The 20601-nt window shown below is 69.1% G+C and carries 16 protein-coding genes; 8 read left to right on the forward strand and 8 right to left on the reverse strand.

Translation table 11 applies throughout. From position 1 onward, the window contains the following. Positions 1–115: 115 nt before the first annotated feature. Positions 116–2191, reverse strand: coding sequence for a spermine/spermidine synthase domain-containing protein (locus tag NK718_RS07900; RefSeq protein WP_254740369.1), 2076 nt, complete (start codon positions 2189–2191; stop codon positions 116–118). A 143-nt stretch (positions 2192–2334) separates the two neighbouring features. Here NK718_RS07900 and NK718_RS07905 point away from each other — a divergent pair, with 143 nt between their 5' ends. Continuing rightward, entirely contained in the window at positions 2335–3816 is a 1482-nt protein-coding gene (locus NK718_RS07905; protein WP_254740371.1) for a glycosyltransferase family protein, read from the forward strand. A gap of 70 nt (positions 3817–3886) precedes the next feature. Here the strand turns inward: NK718_RS07905 and NK718_RS07910 are convergent, their stop codons facing one another. Then, complete coding sequence (locus NK718_RS07910) at positions 3887–4354, reverse strand: nuclear transport factor 2 family protein (protein ID WP_254740373.1); 468 nt, start codon at positions 4352–4354, stop codon at positions 3887–3889. Between the two features lie 107 nt (positions 4355–4461). After that, complete coding sequence (locus NK718_RS07915) at positions 4462–5325, reverse strand: formate/nitrite transporter family protein (protein ID WP_254740375.1); 864 nt, start codon at positions 5323–5325, stop codon at positions 4462–4464. A gap of 266 nt (positions 5326–5591) precedes the next feature. On the opposite strand from NK718_RS07915, the gene NK718_RS07920 reads away from it, so the two are divergent. After that, positions 5592–6425: a hormone-sensitive lipase gene (locus tag NK718_RS07920; protein WP_254740377.1), complete on the forward strand. Its 834-nt coding sequence runs from the start codon at positions 5592–5594 to the stop codon at positions 6423–6425. 68 nt (positions 6426–6493) lie between these two features. Here the strand turns inward: NK718_RS07920 and aqpZ are convergent, their stop codons facing one another. From aqpZ to NK718_RS07940, 4 genes are all read right to left on the reverse strand, one after another. Then, positions 6494–7234 (reverse strand): aquaporin Z, encoded by a 741-nt coding sequence (aqpZ, locus tag NK718_RS07925; RefSeq protein ID WP_254740379.1) that lies wholly within the window; start codon positions 7232–7234, stop codon positions 6494–6496. A 336-nt stretch (positions 7235–7570) separates the two neighbouring features. Next, positions 7571–9166 (reverse strand): ABC transporter substrate-binding protein, encoded by a 1596-nt coding sequence (locus tag NK718_RS07930; protein ID WP_254740381.1) that lies wholly within the window; start codon positions 9164–9166, stop codon positions 7571–7573. 102 nt (positions 9167–9268) lie between these two features. Then, entirely contained in the window at positions 9269–10369 is a 1101-nt protein-coding gene (locus tag NK718_RS07935; protein WP_254740383.1) for a M24 family metallopeptidase, read from the reverse strand. Between the two features lie 68 nt (positions 10370–10437). Then, positions 10438–11352: an aminotransferase class IV gene (locus NK718_RS07940; protein WP_254740385.1), complete on the reverse strand. Its 915-nt coding sequence runs from the start codon at positions 11350–11352 to the stop codon at positions 10438–10440. 220 nt (positions 11353–11572) lie between these two features. On the opposite strand from NK718_RS07940, the gene NK718_RS07945 reads away from it, so the two are divergent. The 3 genes from NK718_RS07945 (at position 11573) to NK718_RS07955 (ending at position 15073) form a co-directional block, all read left to right on the forward strand. Beyond that, on the forward strand, positions 11573–11836 hold the full coding sequence (locus NK718_RS07945) for a hypothetical protein (RefSeq protein ID WP_254740387.1): 264 nt from the start codon (positions 11573–11575) through the stop codon (positions 11834–11836). 460 nt (positions 11837–12296) lie between these two features. Next, positions 12297–13754, forward strand: a complete 1458-nt coding sequence (locus NK718_RS07950) for a M81 family metallopeptidase (RefSeq protein WP_254740389.1) — start codon at positions 12297–12299, stop codon at positions 13752–13754. Then, entirely contained in the window at positions 13745–15073 is a 1329-nt protein-coding gene (locus NK718_RS07955) for a type III PLP-dependent enzyme domain-containing protein (RefSeq protein WP_254740391.1), read from the forward strand. The genes NK718_RS07950 and NK718_RS07955 overlap by 10 nt, the downstream gene beginning before the upstream one ends. A gap of 34 nt (positions 15074–15107) precedes the next feature. On the opposite strand, the gene NK718_RS07960 is transcribed toward NK718_RS07955, so the two are convergent. Beyond that, on the reverse strand, positions 15108–16436 hold the full coding sequence (locus NK718_RS07960; RefSeq protein WP_254740393.1) for an aspartate aminotransferase family protein: 1329 nt from the start codon (positions 16434–16436) through the stop codon (positions 15108–15110). A gap of 137 nt (positions 16437–16573) precedes the next feature. On the opposite strand from NK718_RS07960, the gene NK718_RS07965 reads away from it, so the two are divergent. From NK718_RS07965 to NK718_RS07975, 3 genes are all read left to right on the forward strand, one after another. Further along, entirely contained in the window at positions 16574–17356 is a 783-nt protein-coding gene (locus NK718_RS07965; protein ID WP_254740395.1) for an IclR family transcriptional regulator, read from the forward strand. Positions 17357–17485: 129 nt separating this feature from the next. Next, positions 17486–18982, forward strand: coding sequence for a M81 family metallopeptidase (locus NK718_RS07970; protein WP_254740397.1), 1497 nt, complete (start codon positions 17486–17488; stop codon positions 18980–18982). 50 nt (positions 18983–19032) lie between these two features. Further along, complete coding sequence (locus tag NK718_RS07975; protein ID WP_254740399.1) at positions 19033–20568, forward strand: ABC transporter substrate-binding protein; 1536 nt, start codon at positions 19033–19035, stop codon at positions 20566–20568. Positions 20569–20601 lie beyond the last annotated feature (33 nt).

Here is a 20601-nt window from a genome sequence, read left to right on the forward strand (position 1 = left end):
CCGATCGCAAGCGCTGAGCAGCGAGGACCGGGGTGGCTGAGAGGCCGCCCCGGGGTCCAGCCCGGCCGTCCGCTCCGGATCGGCCGCCCGCGAAGAAGCGTCCCGCCAGCCCCTCTCACAACGTCGTGACGGAGCCTCCCGCCGCAGCCTTGCGCATCAGGGCGGGCGAGGCGAAGGCCAGCGCGTAGGCGGCCATAGCGATCGGGATCAGGCCGCTATAGCCGATCTGCAGCGCCGAATATTCCAGCAGTCCGCCGATGGCGAGCCCCAGCAGGTTGTAGGCAAACGCCCGGTCCGGCTCGCTCGTCTCGCCGAACAGGTGGGCGAAGACGATGTTGGCGAACACGATCGGCGCGAAGGCGAACACCCCCGCGGTGACGTAGCGGATGCTCACCGGCCCGATCTCCAGCAACGCCGCCGTCGGCACCAGCGCATTGGCCAGCAGGGTCGCGAACAGCAGCACCTGGAAGATCCAGATCCGCCGGAACTTGAACCGGGCGCAGATCGCCACCGAGGCGAGCACGCTGAGCAGGATGGCGAAGAACACCAGCGCGTTGACCAGCCAGGTCGTCCCGAACAGCAGCGCGAAGGTGACGAGGCTGCGCGCCTCCAGCACCATGAAGGCGACGCCCATCAGGAAGAACTCGGGCTTGAACCCGCGCATGGAGCCCTTGGGGCCGAGCCAGAACACGAGGCCAAAGGCGAAGGCGGCCACCATGAGCACGGGAATTCGGTAGAGCTGCGGGATTCCGGCCTCCTTCACGTAGAAGAATGGCCAGTCGTCGGTTGCGACCTTCAGCGTCGGGTCGCCGGCCATCAGGCCGGTCCCCACCACGGGGACGCTCAGGCCGGAGCCCGGCTTCAGTCCCTCCCGCTCGGCGTAGGGCGTCAGCAGGGCGGGGTCGAGCGTCGCCAGGCGAGGCCCCGCGAGCAAAGCGGCGGCGTGGCCCCGCGTCCCGTAGGTGGTCACCAAAGGCGGCGAGCCGAACACCGAGGTCACCATTGCGGCCAGTTTCTCGACCGACCAGCGCTCGCGGTAATAGTTGTAAGCGACGAGGAGCCCGTCCGGGTTGAGGCGCCGGCGCGCGTCGCGCAAGGACTCCTGCGTGAACAGGAAGGTTTCCAGCCGCAGATTGGCGTAGCCGGAGGTCAAGGTCAGCGAGTCCGTCAGCGCGAAGACGATGAGGTCGTAGGTGCGCTCGGTATGGCGCATGAAGGCGCGCCCGTCATTGACGTGGACCTGCACGCGCGGATCGTCATAGGGGTGGTTGGGGTGGAGCGCCTTGCCGAGGCGGTACAACTCGCCGTCGATCTCCACGGCGTCGACATGCTCCGCGCCGTTCTTGAGCGCGATGGCGACGTCGCTGCCGGTGCCCGCCCCGATGATCAGCACGTTCTTGAACGCGCCGGGGCCGAACATGTCGTAGGGCCGATAGTAGAAGGTTTCTTTTTTCTCGATCGGGTTCGCCGTCTGGTGGCCGAGGTTGTTGACGGCGAACTCGTAGGAGACGTCATCCGCCGTCTTCCAGTAGTCGATCTTGTAGTAGGTCGACCACAGCGAGCCGGCCGACATCAGGTAGGCGGCGGCCAGGATCGCCACGAACGAGACTCCCGACGTGATCCGGCTGCGCCGTTCCACGATGGGGACGGAGAGCAGCGCCAGCGCCGCGAACCACACGACCGGCGGCAGGGTGAAGAAGGCGAACAGTGAAAACAGCGCGATGCCGACGACGCTGCCGAGGATGTCGAAGAAATAGGCGCGCAGCGGCTCGGCGTCCTTGAAGAGCACGCCGAGTTTCTGTCCCAGCGGCACGAACAGCGCGGTCACCAGCGCGAACACCGTCGGCAGCACCAGCCAGTTCTCGCGCGACGCCTCGACCTGATCGTTGCCATAGAACAGGATCTCGCTGGTCGGGATCATGAACTTGGCCTGCAGCCCGCCCACCGCCACCACCAGCGCCAGGGCGACCAGCGGGTAGGGGTAGACCTCCTTGCGCCGTCGCGCCGCGTAGAGAATGCCGACGCCGATGCCCACGAGCGAGGCCAGCAGAACGAAGTTGATGAAGAAGCCGAACAGCCTGATATAGGCGGCGATCCACCGGATGCAGATCAACTCGAGCAACATGATGACGCAGCTGACGAGGAAGATCTGTCGCTCCCGCGACGAGCTCTTTGACAGGAATTCCAGCATTTCGGATCTCGACGGCGAGGGAAAGTTCAGATTCAGTTGGATAAGTTGAGCACGGAGTCGTCAACCTTCGGTTGATGGGTTTTCATCGTAAAAGTGGCGCGCCGGATTGTCCCGGGCGAGGGATGTGGATCGGGAGCTTGTCGGTGCGCCGTGGTTGGGACGGTCCGGATGCCGCGCTCGTCGCTTTGCTGGGGCTCGCGCTGGCGTTGCGGCTCGCGGCGGCCTTCGCGCTGCCCAACATCGTCCATCCGGACGAGATCTTCCAGACGCTGGAGCCCGCTCATCGCCTGTGGACCGGCTGGGGCCTGGTGACCTGGGAGTGGCGCGCCGGCATCCGGTCCTGGCTCTTCCCGGGGTTCCTCGCCGGCATGATGACGGGGCTGGGCGCGCTCGGCGCGTCGTGGCCGGTCGTGCTGGGCGCGATCGTCGTGGTGCTGGCCATCGTCTCGCTGGCGGTCGTCGCCGTCGGGTATCGGGTGGGGCGGGAGACCTTCGGGCCGCGCGGCGCGCTGATCGTGGGCTGGCTCTGCGCGGTGTGGCCCGATCTCGTCTATTTCGCGCCCAAGACGCTGACCGAGGTCGTCGCCGCGCACACGCTGATCGTGGCGACCTGGCTGGCGAATGCGCCCGCCCTCGCGCCTGTGCGCGGCGGGCAGGCGAGGGGATACGTGGGGCTGGGGCTGCTCCTCGGACTTACTTTCTGTTTGCGCTTCCATCTGGCGCCTGCGCTTCTCATCGTCGCGATCTGGGCCTGCCGGATGGATGTCCGGCGGCGTTGGCTGCCGGTCGTGGCGGGAGGCCTCGCGGTGCTGGCCGTTTCCGGCGCGCTCGACTGGCTGACTTTGGGTTCGCCGTCCCAGTCCATCTGGAAGAACATCGCAATCAATCTGTTCGAGGGCCGCAGCCAGGATTTCGGCGTGTCGCACGCCGGAGCCTACGTCGTCTGGATGTCGACGGCGTGGGGGCCGGCCGCCTGGCTGGTGCTGATCGCCTTCGTTTTCGGGGCGCGCTCCGCCCCGCTCTTCGCGCTGGTTGCGGGGAGCATCTGGCTCGTGCACTCGGCGATCCCGCACAAGGAGGTGCGGTTTCTCTTTCCCGCGACGCCGTGCATCATCATCGTCGCCGGCGTCGGCTGCGCGCGGCTGCTCGAGTGGTGGGGCAAGACGTGGCCTTTCCCGCGCTCGCGGGCGGCGACGGCCGGCGTCCTGGCCGTTTGGACGGCGGCGGCGGCCTCGGCCGCGACCGGCCCGGACTATCGCGGCATGTGGGTGGGCCGCGCGCCGGAGCTGGCGGCCGAGGCCGCCCTGCGAAACGCGGGCGACCTGTGCGGAGTGGCGCTCGCCGGGCTGAACTGGTTCGACACCGGGGGCTATACCCACCTGCACCGGCCGGTCTTCCTCTATCTCTACGACCAGCCCTACGACGAGCGGCCGGACAAGCGCCGGCTGGGGGATGCGGAGTTTTCGAGCTTCAACTACCTGATCGCCCCGCCCGACATCGCGCGGCCGCCTGGCTACGCGCAGCTGGGGTGCGAGGGAGAGGTGTGCGTCTACCGCCGCCCCGGAGGCTGCACGCCCTCCGAGCGCGACGAGGCGAACCGCGCCATCGAGGCGCTGGATCCCTGAAGCGACCTCGCCGCCGAGTTGGACGAAGCGGGAGGCCCAGCGCCGGCGACACGGCGCGCGCCTGCTGGTATCACCGCCGACCGCTGACGGGGGGCCGCTGCTTTCGGTAGGAGTTCTTCAGCGCGATCTTGCCGTCGCGCAAGGTGAAGACGTCGCAGCCCTGGACTTCGACCCGCGCGCCATCCGCGACCGTTCCGCTGAAAACCCATTCCGTGACGGCCCGGTCGCCCGCCCAGAAATGGCGTGGGTGGCTCCATTGGGCGTCGGGGTACGTCTCGAACACCTGCCGGAAGGCCGCGGCGACCGCGTCCCGCCCTTCGTGACGCGCGCCGTTGACATCGTCGCCGGCGCTGGCCTCGAACACGCAATCCGGTGTCATCAGGCGCATCAGAGCGCCGAGGTCGTGCCTGTTGAAGGCGGCGGCGAAGGCGTCGAGCAACGCCAGGACGTCGTGATCGCGGTCGCTCATGGCGCATCCTCCCAGGCGGGGCATTCCGACGACTGCCGCCTTGCGCCGGCCCCGCGCGACGGTCTGCAAGACTGCACCCGTTCCCATCTGGACGCCATTCTCGGTGGTGGCGCGCGACACGGCGTCGCAGGAGCGCATGGCGGCCCAGGGGGGCTGCTTGTCGCCCCAGTAGGCCGCTACGCGCCGGCGTCGGGAGCGGGCTCCACCTCGGGAGCGGCCTGGCCGTAGTTCAAGGCGGCGACGAGCGCGACGCCGCCGATCACGTTGCCGATCAGCGTCGGCAGCAGGAAGCGGGTCGCGTAGCCGGACAAGGTGAGTTCGCCGGTCTCGAAGAGGTAGAAGGCGTCGACGGAACCCGCGACGACGTGGGCGAACTGGCCGACCGCCACCACGTAGGTCAGCGCGACGATGACGAACCAGGGCGAGCTTCCCGAGCCCGGCAGCAACCACGCCATCGTGGCGATCAGCCATCCCGCGAAGACGGCCTTGAGGACGGTCGTCCAGAACGGCGCGGCGACGGCGGGGCGGCTCAGCGTGTCGAAGGCGGCGGCGATGTCGGGCCCGAAGACGCCGCCATGCGCGAGCACAATGGCGATGAACCAGGTCCCGGCGAGATTGGCGACGAGCACGAGCGCCCACAGGCGCAGGACGCGGGAGAGCGTGCGCGCATCGCGGTGGTAGAGCAGGGACAGGACGGGCGTGAGCGTGTTTTCCGTGAACAGCTGCTGCCGGCCGAGGATGACGATCAGGAAGCCGATGGTGTAGCCGAACGCCACCACGAGCTCACGCCACGGCGCATCGGGCAGCCGGGCGTGCAGCAGGCCCTGGGCGACCAGCGAAAGCCCCATCGTCAAGCCGGCGGCCAGCCCCGACAGCAGAAGGGCGCCCGTGGTGCGATCGAGCTCGCTCTCGCCTTCCGCGCGAATGGTCTCGTGGATCAGCGCGGCGCTCGGCCGGCTCTGGGCCTCGACAGCCTTCTCCTCGCGCAGGCTCAGCTCCGGAAGCTTCGCGGCTGGGCTCAGGCGCGTTTTGCCCGACATCGGACGGCTTTCCCTTCCTGCCGAAGGGGTGGGATCATCCCCGGCGCGTTGCTGCGGTTCGCGGTCCAGGGCGCAAACGCCTGGCGTGGGCTCAATCTTTCGGCGAGCCAGCAGTTCCCGTCTGGCCGAAACTCGGCGGTCAGGCCGCCGGCGAGCCCGCACAGGCGGCGAGGGAGCAGGGCCGCGACGAGACGAGCGGAGGCGGGCGTCGCGCGAGGCCCGTCCTTTGATACTCTCGGCGGCGCGACTCACAGGACGACACAGCGATGATCACCGACTGGACCGCCGCCTACGCCAACTCGCCTCACATTCCCGGCGCCGCCGCCTATCCGGAGCGCTGGGAGCGGGCCGCCCGGACGTTTCGCGAAGCGAACGCCGCGCGGGCTGAGCTCGACATCCCTTACGGCGAAGAGCCCCGGCTACGGGCCGACCTGTTCCTGCCGCACGGCGCGCCGCGCGGGCTGGCGGTCTTCGTCCACGGCGGGTACTGGATGAGCTTCGACAAGTCCTCATGGTCGCATCTGGCCGCGGGCGCGCTGGCCCATGGCTGGGCGGTGGGCCTGCCGCAATACGAGCTGGCGCCCGCGGCCCGGATTTCCGACATCACCCGGCAGGTCGGTCGCGCCATCGAGATGCTCGCCGAGCGTGTTTCCGGCCCGATCCGGCTCGCCGGGCATTCCGCCGGCGGCCACCTCGCCAGCCGGATGGCCTGTATCGGCGCGCCGCTCGCCCCACCCGTGCAGAGCCGGATCGCGCACGTGCTGTCGATCAGCGGCCTGCACGATCTTCGGCCGCTCATGCGCGCGGAGCTCAACCGCACGCTGCGTCTCGACGCCGAAGAGGCGAGGGCGGAAAGCCCCGCTTTGCTCGAGCCTGTCGAGGGCATCGACGTGACCGCGTGGGTCGGCGAACTCGAGAGGCCCGAGTTCGTGCGCCAGAACGACCTGCTGGCCAATGTCTGGACCGGATTGGGCGCGCGCACGCGCGCCGTGCGCGACACCGGCCGCCATCATTTCGATGTCATCGCGGGCCTGGCCGATCCAGACAGCCCGATCTGCCGCAGCTTCAGCGGCCCCAACGAAGGGGACGCGTCGGCCTGACATGGACTGGCGAGCGACGTGCTCGCGCGGTTCGTCCCGGGGACCGGTGGCGGGCTTGACCGCGCCTGCTATTCGGCGGGCGCCGTGCTCGTCCCGGTAACCTGGGCGGCGGGCTGCTCGCTCAGCCAGCGATAGAGAAGGCCGCCCAGCGCGCCGCCGACGAGCGGCGCCAACCAGAAGAGCCACAACTGGCCCAGCGCCCATCCGCCGACGATCAGCGCCGGGCCCGTGCTGCGGGCCGGGTTGACCGACAGGTTGGTGACGGGGATGCCGACGAGATGGATCAAGGTCAGGCACAGGCCGATCGCCAGCGGAGCGAAGCCGACCGGCGCCTTGCCGTGGGTCGCGCCCATGATGACGAACAGAAACATCATGGTGAGCACGATTTCCGCCAGCATCGCCGAGCCCAGCCCGTATTTACCGGGGGAATGATCGCCATAACCATTGGCGGCGAAGCCCTTGGCGAGGTCGAAGTCGGGCGCGCCGCTGGCGATCAGATAGAGCACGGCGGCGGCGATGGTCGCGCCGATGACCTGCGCCACGACGTAGGGCGCGACGTCCCGGCTCGGAAACCGCCCGCCGGCCGCCAGGCCCACCGAGACGGCCGGATTGAGGTGGCATCCGGACAGATGGCCGATGGCGTAGGCCATGGTGACGACGCTGAGGCCGAAGGCGAGCGAGACGCCCAGAAGCCCGATGCCCACCTGCGGAAAGGCGGCGGCGAGCACCGCGCTGCCGCAGCCCGCAAATGTCAGCCAGAACGTGCCGATGGCCTCGGCTAGGCAACGCCGGAAGATTTGACTTGGCATGGACCCCTCCCTGCTCGTCGTGAGGTCCAACCTACAGTATTTCCCCAGAATTGGCGATAATAAGCAGCGCCAGTTTCAATACGGCGGTTGATGGTCCGTCCGCTCTTGCCGCGCTGAAATCGAAAAGATCTCCGGAATAGGCGCAAGCGTCATTTGCCGGCCATCTGGCCGGCGCCCGAGCCGTCGTTCGGGCGCGCTCCGTTCACCTCGGCGGCGAGGCGCCCCGCGACACCCTTTCGCCGGCGCAACTCACTTGAAAGGACGGCAAAGGCTCGCGACCTTTGCCGTCCTGTCGCGTCGGGACAGAAGGGCCGGTTCAGGCCCGGCGTCGCCGCTCTACTTGACGGTGACGCCCTTGAAATGGTGGCCGCCGAGCGGGGTCTGCTTGTAGCCCTCGACCTCGGCCCGCATCACCTCGTAGACCACGGAATGGGCCAGCGTCAGATCGGGCGCCTCGTCCTTCAGGATGACCTGCGCGCGTTCGTAGAGCTTGGCGCGCTCGGCCTGGTCGGAGAGCTGCTTGGCCTTCGCGAGTATCGAGTCGAACTCGGCGTTGCACCACTTGGGAAGGTTCTGCGCGCCGGCCTTGCCGTCCTGGCAGCCCCGCAGGAAGAAAAAGTTGTCCGGGTCGCCGTTGTCGCCCGTCCACCCGAGTTGCACCGTCAGAGCTTCGCCGGCCTGGGCGCGCTTGCGGTACTCGCCCCATTCGTACGTCACCAGCTTGGCCGTGACGCCGACCTTGGCGAGATCGGCCTGCATCATTTCGGCGATGCGCTTGGCGTTCGGATTGTACGGACGCTGGACGGGCATGTACCAGAGGTCGATCTCGAGCGGCAGCTTCACGCCCGCCTTCTCCAGCATCTCCTTCGCCTTGGCCGGGTCGTAGGGATAGTCCTTCACCGCGTCGTTGTAGGACCACATGGTCGGCGGGATCAGGTTCTTCGCCACCTGCCCGGTGCCGAGATAGACGTCGCGGATGATGGCCGCCTTGTCGATGGCCATGTTCATGGCCTGTCGGACTTCCTTCTTGTCGAAGGGCGGCTTCTGCGTGTTCATGGCCCAGTAGGCGATGTTCAGGCCGGGCTGGCTGAGCACCTTGAGCGCCTTGTCCTTCGACATCTCGGCGAGATCGGCCGGCCGCGGCGCCATCATGAAGTGGCACTCGCCCGCCTTGGTCTTGGCGTAGCGGGCCGTCGGGTCGGGCGTGATCGCATAGACGAGGTCGTCGACGCCGGCCTTCTCGCCCCAGTAGGACGGGTTGGCCTTGTAGCGGATGACGGCGTCCTTCTGGTAGGCGACGAAGGAGAACGGCCCCGTTCCCACCGGAATCTGGTCGAACTGCTCCTTCTTGCCGGCCTTCTCCAGCATGTCCGCGTATTCCTTGGAATGGATCGTGGCGAAATCCATGGCGAGGTTGGCGAGAATGGGGGCCGTGGGAGCCTTCAGCTTCAGGACGATCGTATAGTCGTCCGTCTTGGTCATGGACTCGATCAGTTTCGGCATGTCCATGTCGTTGAAATAGTCGTATTTGCCGCCAGACACCTTGCTGTACGGGTGGTCGGGACGGGACTGCCGCTCGAACGACCAGATCACGTCGTCGGCGTTGAAGTCGCGCGTCGGCTTGAAATTGTTGACGCCGGAATGGAAGGCCACGCCCTTGCGCAGCTTGAACGTGATCGTCTTGCCGTCGTCGCTGAAGGCCCAGCTTTCGGCCAGCCCGGGCTCGACCTTCGTGGTGCCGCGCTGGAACTGCACGAGCTGGTCGTACACGGGACGGGCGGCGTCGAAGCTGGTGCCGGTCGTGTTGATCGCCGGTGTGAAATTCTCGGGCGAACCTTCCGAGCAGTAGACGAAGGTTTTCGCCATCAGGGCGGACGGGGAGGCGAGCGTCAGCAAGACGGCAAGCCCGGTGAGTGCGTGGGTCCGCTTCATGATGGATGTATCCTCGTTCGCGCGCTTCTTGCGCGGGCATCTCGGGGGGCGACGGCTTACCGTGGCCTAAGCGGTCGCGGGAGGCAAGCTGTCCCGCGAGGTCTAGCCGACGATCCTCAGATCTCTTGGAAAAGAACTGAGCACCTCGCACCCGTTCTCAGTAATGACGACGTCGTCTTCGATCCGGACACCCACCTTTCCCAGTTGGTAGAGGCCGGGCTCGATGGTGAACACCATGCCCGGTCGCAGCGCGGTCGCGTTGCCCCGCATGATGTAGGGCTCTTCGTGGACGTCGAGGCCCAGTCCGTGGCCGGTCTTGTGGCGGGTGAAGGCGCGATACGGAGAGGTTTCGAGAACCCGCAGCACGAGATCGTCAAGCTCGCCGGCCGGCAGTCCCGGCCGCGCCGCTTCGCGACCGGCCGCGTTGGCCCGCGCCACGGTGTCGTAGAACACGCGATCTTCATCCGAGACCTTGGCGACGAACACCGTTCGCGTGAGGTCGGCGCAATAGCCCTGCACGCGCGCGCCGAAGTCGATCAGCAGGGCGTCGCCTTCCTGGATGCGGTAGTCGGGGCGGGCCTTGGCGTGCGGCTGGGCGGAATTGGAGCCGGCGGCGACGATGGGCGCGAAGGACAGTCCTTCCGCCCCGTTGGCGAAGAGCTCGTTGAGCAGGATGCTCTCGACCTGCGTCTCGGTCAGCCCGACGCGGACCTGGCGGAGCGTGGCTTCGAGGGCGGCTTCGGAGACCTGCACGGCGCGCCTCAGCGTTTCGATTTCGGCCGGGGTCTTCAGAACCCTCAGCTGCGAGATCTTCTTGTGGGCGTCCGAAACGACGGCCCCCGGAAAGGCGCGGCAGAGCGCCAGATACTCGAAGACCCGCATGCGCTGGCCCTCCACGCCGATGGTCTTCAGGGCCCCGGCCGCGGACCCGCACGCCTGGAACGCGGCCTCGAAGCCCTCTTCGTCCCGCCAGGGAAAGACCTCGCCCTTGAACTCCAGCTTGGCGAACGACGCCATTTCGAGGTGCGGGACGACCGCCTTGGCCTGTCCGGAAGCCAGCGCCAGGACGACCAGCGGGCGTTCGTTCTGATGGAAATCTTTGCCGAAGACGCGGCGGAAATTCGCGCCCGGCACCAGCGCCACGGCGTGGAGGCTTTCCTGTTGCATGACCGTGGCGAAGGCCGAAAGGCGAGCGTCTTCCATCGTGAAGTCCTTTGAATATCAGCTGTTTCACATCGGGGAGGGCCGGCGGCACCCGCCGGCCAGAGGCGTCAGCCGGAGGCGGCGTTCCGGTCCTTCATCTCGGCGTAGAGGCGGCTGAGGCGTCCGGTCACGGGACCGGCCAGCGACGCCGCAAGCCTGCGGCCATCGATGGAGGCGACGGGCGTGACGCCCCCGAACGTCCCCGTGACGAACGCTTCCTCGGCGCAATAGACGTCCTTCAGGGCGAAGTTTCCGAGCCTCAACGGCACATCATGAGCGCGGCAGAGCGCAATCACGTTGGCGCGCGTGACACCGTGGAAGCAGTAGTCGCCGGTCGACGTGCAGACCTCGCCGTTGCGGACGAAGAAGAAATTCGTCGCGTTGCAGCTCGAGACGAAGCCGTGAGGGTCCAGCATCAGCGCTTCGTCCGCGCCGGCCTTGATGGCCTGGATGAGCGCGGTAATCAGGTTCAGGCGGCTGTGCGAGTTCAGCCGCATGTCGAACATGTCGGCGGGCGTGCAGCGGACAGACGAAGTAAACAGGTTCAGGCCCTTGCCCATGATCTCGGGGCTGGGCTCCTTGTACTCGGCGACGATGACGATCGTCGCTTTGCCGACCGTCTGTCGCGGGTCCTGGTTCGGCGTGCGCTTGAGGCCGCGGGTCACCATCAGGCGGATGTGGACGCCGTCGCGCATGTCGTTGGCGGCGACGGTCTGGCGGAGCGCCGCGATCACGCCCGCCTTGTCGAGCCCGATGTCGAGGTCGATGGCGGCAGCGCCCTCGAACAGCCGGTCGATATGGGCGTCGAGGAAGAGGAGCGCGCCCTTGTGGAGCCGCAGCCCCTCCCAGACCCCGTCTCCGAGGACGAAGCCGGCGTCGAAGATCGACACCTGCGCCTGCTCCCGAGGGACCATGGAGCCGTTCAGGTAGACGAGCACATGGGCGTTGCGGGGATCGGGAGCGAAGTCCTGACTGCCTTTCATCGAATGGTCCGTCCGCCTTCCAGAGGGGCCCCGGCGTTCGAGCGAGGCCAGGTTTGCGCCGAGAATAGGCTGAGATCACCGCTTGTACAGCGATGTCGCCGGGAGGCCGGGAGGAGGCGCTTTCCGAGGGAGCGGCGCGGCGGCGCGGGTGAAGACGGTTGCAGGATTGGCCGGTGACACCGTAACCTGCGGTCGTGCTGAAGCTGGACAGGAGGGGGCGATGGCGCGTTGGATCGACGCGGGCGGGGCGACGCTGGTTCTGGCAGCATCCCTGGGCGTCGCCCAGGCGCAGGAGGCGAGCCCCGACATCATCGCCGCCCATGTCCGCCTGCAGGGCTATGTCTGCAAGACGGCGCAGGCCGCCAGCCGCGACCCCGCGGCGTCCAAGCCCGACGACCCGGTCTGGATTCTGCGCTGCGACGACGGCGAGTACCGGGTCCGGGTCATCCCCGACATGGCGGCGAAGGTCGAGAAGCTGAAATAGACGGCGCGGCGCGCCGCAGCTTTGGAACGGATGCGTCGAAGATCGGAAACGCCGATCGTCGGCGCGTATTTGGGCCGGACTCCGAAGCGAATGTCTCCGGAATTGGTGGCGTCCACCTTCGAATGTCGGAAGCTCGCCGTGATGGCGCGCGACGGCGGCCGGGGTCCGGCGACGCCGCCTCCGAGCACGCGACGGGGGTCAACGCGCTTAACGGTGAAGCTCATCCATGAAGCTCATCCCTGACACCCTGATAAGCTCATCCGTGAAGTTGAACGCTAACCTCAATTCCAAGCCGCGCGGCTTCACTTTCAAGCCGCCCGTAAAGTTGATCCGCGCCAACCCCAGCCGCCGCGCCAACGCCCGTCCGCGCACCGCCTCGGACTTGACATAACAAGCCGTTCGGCGTGGGCTGGCCGCAGCGGCGCGAGGAAGACGCCGCACATGCTGGGAGGACGCGCTGATGCGCCTGTTCGTGGCTTCGCTGGCGACCGAGACGAATACGTTCTCGCCGCTCTACGTCGACCGTTCGGCGTTCGAAAGCGCCTTCTACTGCCCGCCGGGCACGCACCCTCCCACGCCCACCCTGTGCTCCGCGCCCGTCGTCGCGGCGCGGGCGCGCGCGGCGCGCGAGGGGCTGACGCTGATCGAGGGCACCGCCACCTGGGCGGAGCCCGCCGGCCTCGTCTCGCGCGAGGCTTATGAGAGCCTGCGCGACGAAATCCTCGACCAGCTGCGCGCCGCGCTGCCGGTCGATGTCGTGCTGTTCGGCCTGCACGGCTCGATGGTCGCCCGCGACTACGACGACTGCGAGGGCGACCTGCTCGCCCGCGCCCGCGAGGTCGCCGGGCCGCGCGCCGTCATCGGGGCCGAGCTGGACATGCACTGCCACCTCAGCGAGCAGATGGTCGCGGCGGCCGACGTCATCGTCGCCTTCAAGGAGTTCCCGCACACGGACTTCCTGGCCCGCGCGGAAGACCTCGTGGACTTGTGCGTCCGAAAGGCGCGCGGCGAGATCGACCCCGTGCCCGCCCTGTTCGACTGCCGCGCCATGGCGGCGTTCATGACGAGCCAGGAGCCGGGCCGCTCCTTCGTCGACCGCATGCTGGCGATGGAGGGCCACGACGGCATTCTCAGCATCACGGTGGCGCACGGCTTCAGCGCCGGCGACGTCTACGACATGGGCACCAAGGTGCTGGTCTACGCCGACGGCGACCGCGCCAAGGCCGCCGCGCTGGCCGAGAAGCTGGCGCGCGAAATCCTGTCCTGGGGGCCCAGCGGGGCGGGCCCGCGCCACTACAAGCCCGAGGAGGCCATCGCGGAGGCGCTCGCCACGCCCGGCCAGCCGGTGGTGATGGCCGACCGCTGGGACAACCCGGGCGGTGGCGTCGCGGGCGACTCGACCGTGATGGTCGAGGCGCTGCTGCGCCATCCCGAGATCCCCGCCGCCATCGGCGCGATGTGGGACCCGGTGGCGGTCGCCTTCTGCCGCGCCGCCGGTGCGGGGGCGGAGATCGCGCTGCGCTTCGGCGGCAAGGCGGCTCCCACCTCCGGCACGCCGATCGACGCGACGGTGCGGGTGAGGGCGGTCACCGACGACCTGCTGATCCCGTTCGAGCAGAGCCTGGTGTCGCTCGGTCCGGCGGCCTGCGTCACGCTTGGCAATCTCGACGTGGTGCTGGCCTCCGGGCGGGCGCAGACGTTCAGCCCGCCGGTGTTCACCTCGCTCGGCGTCGACCTCGCCGCCAAGAAGATCGTGGTGGTGAAGTCCTCCAACCATTTCCACGCCGCCTTCGCGCCAATCGCGGCGCGCGTGCTCTACCTCGACACCGGCGGGCCCTATCCGGCCGACCTGAGCAAGGTCGTCTATCGCAAGGTCCGCCGCCCGCTCGCCCCGCTGGACCCGCACCCATGGCTGTGACGAAGGAGGCGGGCTTGTACCCGCATTTGCCGAAGCTGCGGCTTGACGCCCTGCGCGCCGCGCCGCTCGACCCGCTGACCAAGGGACTGCCCTTCGGCTCGGACGGGCTGACGCTCGGCGCCATCGGCGCGCGCGGCTGGTCGCTGACCGCCGGCGACCTGCCGATGCCGATGGCGGTGATCCGTCGCGACGTCATGGAGCGCAACAGCGCCTGGATGGCCGCCTTCGCGGCGGCGAACGGCCTGCTGCTCGCGCCGCACGGCAAGACCACCATGGCCCCGCAGCTCTACGACGTGCAGGCGCGCGACGGGGCGTGGGCGATCACGGTCGCGACGATGCAGCAGCTGGAAGTCGCGCGCCGCTTCGGCGTGCGGCGCATCCTGCTCGCCAACCAGCCGGTCGGGCGCGTCGAGGTCGCGGCGCTGATGGAGGCGCTGCACGACGGCGGCGGGCTCGAGATCTACTGCCTGGCGGATTCGGCGGAGGGCGTCGCGGTCCTTGCCGAGGCCGCGTCCCGCCGTCCGCCGCCGCCGTCGCATCCGCTGCGCGTGCTGGTCGAGATCGGCTTTCCGGGCGGGCGCGCCGGGGCGCGCGGCCGCGCGGCGGCGCTCGACGTCGCGCGCGCCGTGGCGGCGTCGCCGGGGCTGGCGCTGGCCGGGTTCGAGTGCTTCGAGGGCCTGCTGCCGGACGCCGCGTCGGCCGACGGCCTGCTCGACGAGGTCGTCGCGGCGGCGGGGGAGGCCGCCTCGCGCGGCTGGCTGGCGGCGGACGCGCCGCTGATCCTCAGCGCCGGCGGCTCGGCCTTCTTCGACCGCGTCGGCGAGCGCTTCGGCGCGACGCTGACCGGCCGGCCCGTGCGCCGCGTGCTGCGCTCGGGCTGCTATCTCACCCACGATTCGCTCGCCTACGGCGTCGCCTTCCAGCGCATCCGCGAGCGCACGCGGCTCACCCTGCCGCCGGGCGGGCTGGAGCCGTCGCTGGAGGTGTGGGCCTACGTGCAGTCGCGGCCCGAGACGGGCCGCACCATCCTCACCATGGGCAAGCGCGACGTGAGCTTCGACTCAGCGCTGCCGGTGCCGCTGCGCTGGTTCCGGCCCGGCGAGATGGATCGGCCCGCGCCGATGCCGCCCGGCCACGCGACGCTGGCGCTCAACGACCAGCACTGCCATCTCGGCACGCCGGGCGAGAGCCCGCTGCGCTACGGCGACATGGTCGGCTTCGGCATCGGCCACCCCTGCACCACCTTCGACAAGTGGGACCTGCTGATGCTCGTCGACGAATCCTACCGCGTCGTCGACGCGGTGCGGACGTTCTTCTAAGAGGGGCTCGGGACGGGGAGAGGGCGGGGCCGGCTCAGCCGGCCCGGCTCTTCGCCACTTCGCGCGCCGCGTCGTCGACGGCGGCCAGCGTGGCGTCGATGACGGCGTCGTCGTGCTCGACCGAGAGGAACCACGCGCCGCGCTCCAGCGCGCGCACGCCGCGCCGCAGCAGCGCGGTGGTGAAGGCGATGTAGGCGGGGCGGTCGAGCCGCGTCAGGTCGCGGTAGTGCCGGGCCGGCGCTTCGAGGCCGAAGCCGACATGGAAGATGCCGGGGAAGCCGGTGACGACGGCGCGGATGCCGGCGCGGTCCAGCGAAGCCGCGATGCCCTGCATCAGCCGGCGCCCCCGCTTGTCGATGGCGGCGTAGAGGTCGGGCGTCAAGCTCTCCAGCGTCGCGACGGTGGCCGCCATCGAGATGCACTGGCCGTTATAGGTGCCGCCATGCACGACGCCGCCGGTGGCGAACAGGTCGAGCAGGTCCGCCCTTCCGGCGATGGCCGCCACCGGGAAGCCGTTGGCGATGGCCTTGCCGAAGGTTGCGAGGTCGGGCGTGACGCCGAACGTCTCCTGCGCGCCGCCCGCCGCGAGGCGGAAGCCGGTGATGACCTCATCGAAGATCAGCACCGTGCCGTGGCGGGTGCAGGCGGCCCGCGCGCCTTCCAGATAGCCCCGCGCCGGGTGGATCGCCCCGGCGTTGCACATGGCCGCTTCCATGATGACGCCGGCGACGTCGCCGCGCGCCAGCCGCCGCTCCAGCGCGGCGAGGTCGTTCCACACCAGGACCTCGACGCCGTGCGCGGCCTCGGGAAGCTGCCCGGCGCTGCCGGCGACGGGGACGGGGCTGTCCTCCGGACCGGCGGCGTTCAGCGCCGGCGCGGTCGACCACAGGATGTTGTCGAACCAGCCGTGGTAATGGCCCTCGAACTTGAGGATCGTCGTGCGTCCCGTCGAGGCGCGGGCGAGGCGGATGGCGGCCTGCACCACCTCCGAGCCGGACGAGCCGAAGCGCATCTTGCCGGCGCACGGCACCAGCTCGCAGACGAGCTGCGCGGCGCGCGTCTCCAGGTCGCTCTGCCCGGCGAACAGGATGCCCTTGTCGATCTGATCGTGAACCGCCTTGCGCAGCGCGGCGGGGCTGTGGCCGAGGATCATCGGCCCCATGCCGAGATAGTAGTCGATGAGCCGGTTGCCATCGACGTCGTAGAGATAGGGCCCCTCGGCGCGCTCGAAGACGAGCGGCGTCGGCGAGATGCCGAGGCGGAAATTGCTGTTGACGCCGCCGGGCATGAAGCGCCGGTTGTCCTCGATGCGGCGGGCGGAGCCGTCGAACGACATCGACGGGCGCGAGGCGGACTCGGTCATGGCTCCTCCCGGCAGTTCGGCTTATGGCCGGATCGAAGCAGAGCGGTTTTTTCCTGTAAAGGAATGCTTGTTTCGTCTCACGAAAAGGCGCAGCTTTTCTGCGAAACGGCCGCGGAGCCGGCGAGGGGGCAGGGAGCATGGACGAGAACGACGGCCCCTATATCGTGCAGCCGGTGATGAAGGCGCTGCGCGTGCTGCGCACCGTGGCGGAGAAGGGCCATGGCGTGACGCTGACCGAGGTCGCGACCGAGCTGCGGATGCCGAAGACGACGGTGTTCCGCTATCTCCAGACCCTGACGGCGGCCTCCTTCCTCACGCATGACGCGGCGCGCGACCGCTACGGCGTCGGCATGCGGTTTCGCGCCCTCGCCAGCGCCGACAAGAGCCTGCAGCGCCTGCGCGCTTTGGCGCAGCCGCGCATGGCGGAGCTGGGCCGGGCTTTCAACGAGACGATCAATCTCGGCGTGCTGTCGGACGGCCACATCGTCTACATCGACATGGTGGAGGCCAACCGGGCGCTGCGCATGCAGGCGCGCATCGGCGACCGGCACCCCGTCCACTCCACCGCGCTGGGCAAGGCGATGCTCGCCTTCCTGCCCGAGGCGGCGCGCGGCGCTTATCTCGACGGCGCGTTGCGCGAGCGCACCATCAAGACCGTCACCGACCGCGCCGTGCTGAAGCGGCAGATCGAGGACGTGCGCCGGCGCGGCTACTCGGTCGAGGTGGGCGAGAACGAGGACGGCTCGATGTGCATCGGCGTGCCGGTGTTCGGAGAGGACGGCGCGCCGCTCGCCGCCATCAGCCTCTCCGCGCCGGAGCGGCGGATGTCGAAGGAAGTGACGGCGCGCGCCGCCGGCGCGCTGCGCGAGGCCGCCGCTCAGATTTCGGACGAACTCGGCGGCGTCGGGCCAAACGCGTGACGGCGCGGCGAAGGTTTCGTGTCGCGAAACAGCGTGTTCTTGACATGAACCTTGGCCGTTTTAGCCTGAATTGAGAGACCCGGACTAGACCGCCAAAAAGGCGAACGGAACCGGGCGCGGGGAGGAACCATGAGGATTGCCGTCGTCCACGTCGCGCAGGAGACGAATGACTTCAATCCCGTGCCCACCACGCTGCGCGACTACAGGTCGTTCGGCATCTACGAGGGCCCGGAGATGTTCGAGCGCCTGCGCGGCCTCGGGCAGGTCGGCGGGCATCTCGAGGCGGTGCGCCGCTCGGGCCTCGAGGTCGAGTCCATCCCCGTCATCCGCGCCTGGGCGGTGGCCGGCGGTCGCGTCGACCGCGAAGCCTACCGCTATTTCGAGGAGCGCATCCGCGCCGGACTGAAGGCGGCGGGCAGGATCGACGGGCTCGACCTGCAACTGCACGGCGCCTGCGCCGCCGAGGGCGTCGACGACGTCGAGGGCGAGCAGGTGGCGCTGTGCCGCTCCATCGTCGGCCCGGACGTGCCGATCATGCTCGGGCTCGACCACCACGCCAACGTCACGCGCAAGATGGTGGCGATGAGCGACGCCATCGTGGCCCACCGCACGCAGCCGCACGATCCGTTCGACACCGGCGTGGTCGGCACCACCCTGATGCTGCGCATGGCGCGGCGCGAGGTGAAGCCGGTGATCGCCTTCCGCAAGATCCCGCTGGTCACGCACCAGGAGCAGTTCCTCACCTCGCAGGGGCCGATGAAGGCGTGGTTCGACCGCGCCCGCGCCATGGAGGCGGACCCCCGCACGCTGCAGGCCTGCCCGTTCCCGATGCAGCCCTGGCTCGACGTCGCCGAGGGCGGCTGGTCGGTGACGGTGACGACGGACAACGACCGCGCGCTCGCCGAGCGGCTGGCCGACGAGCTGGCCGACTTCGCCTGGGCGCGGCGCGACGAGTTCCTCGTGCGCGTCGCCCACTCGGTCGACGATGCTGTGCGCCTCGCCGACGCCTCCGACCGGCTCGTCGTCATCAGCGACACCGGCGACACCGTGTTCGGCGGCTCCTCCGGCGACAGCAACGTGCTGCTGGAGGCGATGCTGCGGCTCGGCATCAAGGGACGCGCCTTGGTGCCGCTGATCTCCCCCACCTCCGCGCGCCGCCTGGCCGCCGCCGGGGAGGGCGCGACGGTGACCCTGCCGCTCGGCGGCGACAGCGCGCCCGCCTTCTTCAAGCCGCTGGAAGTGACCGGCATCGTGCGCAAGGTCGGCGGCGGCGTCATCGCGCTCTCCGACGTCCACCAGCGCGAGGTCGACATGGGGGTCACCGTGGTGTTCGAGGTGGGTCCGGTGACGCTGCTCGTCAGCGAGCTGCGCGGCCTCGCCGGCAACGTGCCGGACATCTACCGCGCCTTCGGCATCGAGCCCTCGCAGTACCGCATGGCGGTGCTGAAGACGGCCTCGAACTTCCAGTATTTCGCCTCCATCGCGCCGCGCGTCATCCGCGCCGACACGCGCGGGCCGGGGCAGTCCGACATCATGACTCTGCCGTGGTCGCGCATTCCGCGACCGGTCTATCCGCTGGATCCGATCACCGACTGGCGGGTGGAGCGCGGCGCGCGGGCGGCCTGAGCCGCGCGCGGGACAATTCGGTTTTCTTCGAGAGCGGGAGGGTACGTCACATGCCGAGCCGACTTCGCCGACTGGGACTTTCTGGACTCCTGCTGGGCGCGGCGGCGCTGCTGGCGCCGGGCGCGTCGGCCGCCGACCTCAAGGGAGGCAAGCTGCGCGTCGCCATCATCGGGGACATGACCAACTTCGACCCGATGCAGTTCTCGACGGTCAACTTCCCGCTGATCAAGAACCTCTACGACAGCCTCATCGAGTACACGCCCGACGGCAAGGCCGTGCCCAGCCTCGCCAGCGACTGGAAGATCGCGCCCGACGCGACCTCCGTCACCGTGACGCTGCGCAAGGACGTCAAGTTCCAGTCCGGCGCGCCGCTGACGGCGGACGCCGTCGCCGCGACGCTGAAGAAGGGGGCCGACCCGCAGAAGGGCAAGAACGTCTACGCCACCATGTCCTTCGTGAAGGACTGGACGGTCGTCGACCCGCAGACCATCCGGCTCAACTTCAACGGCCCCGCGCCGGAGCGGCAGGTGACGGACCTGCTGCAGTTCCTCTCGGTCATCGACCCGGCCGGCATCGACACGGTGGAAGCCAAGCCCGCCGGCGCCGGCCCGTTCACGCTCGGCGAGCGCGTCGTCGGCCAGCGCATCGTGCTCAAGAAGAACCCCGCCTACTGGCGCGACAAGGAGCCCGTCGTCGACGAGGTGACGCTCACCGTCTTCACCGAGGACGCGGCCGCCTCGGCGGCGCTGGAATCCGGCGCGGTCGACATGGTCTACGGCAGCACCGCCCGCAGCGCCGTGCGCCTGCGCGACGCCGGCTACCAGCTCATCCAGGGCCCCGGTCCGCTGGTGCAGGTGTTCCGCATCAACTCGACGCGCGGACCGTTCAAGAACGCCAAGTTCCGCCAGGCCTTCAACTATTTGATGGACCGCCAGGCCATCCTGCGCGCCGGCTATGCCGGCCTCGGCGAGGTGGTGGCGCTGCCCTGGGCGCCGGCGAGCCCGGCCTTCGACAAGTCCTACAACCAGGCCTACGCGTTCAATATCGACAAGGCCAAGGCGCTGCTCGCCGAGTCCGGCCTGCCGGCGGCGGAGATGTCGAACTGGAAGCTGCTGGTCAACGGCAGCGACGAGCCGTCCGTGCTGATCTCGCAGATCGTGCAGGGCTCGCTGGCCAAGGCCGGCATCAACACCCAGCTCGACGTGCAGCAGGGCGCGGAGTTCATCGACGCGCTGCTCAAGGGCCGGTTCGACGCGGTGTTCGGCGGCGTCGGCAACGTCCAGAAGTTCCCGACCCGCGTGGCGACGAACAGCATTTACCGCACGTCGAACAACCCGATCCTCGGCACGCCGCACCCGCATCCCGAATACGTCGCGGCGATCGACAAGGTCGGCACGACCACCGGCTCGGGCGACCAGCTCAAGGCGGCCTACGACGCGCTGAACAAGTCGATGGTGGAGGCGGCGTTCGCCATTCCGACGAACACCTACGACACCGGCCTGACCCTCGCGGCGAAGAACGTCTCCGGCTTCACGCTCGACATCGACAACATGCTCGTGCTGCGGACCGTCGGCTTCAAGCCGTGAGGCCGAGGTCCGCCACGTCCCCCGAATGGCGTC

The sequence above is a fragment of the Alsobacter ponti genome (assembly GCF_024294805.1).
GTDB classification, from domain to species: Bacteria; Pseudomonadota; Alphaproteobacteria; order Rhizobiales; family Beijerinckiaceae; genus Alsobacter; species Alsobacter ponti.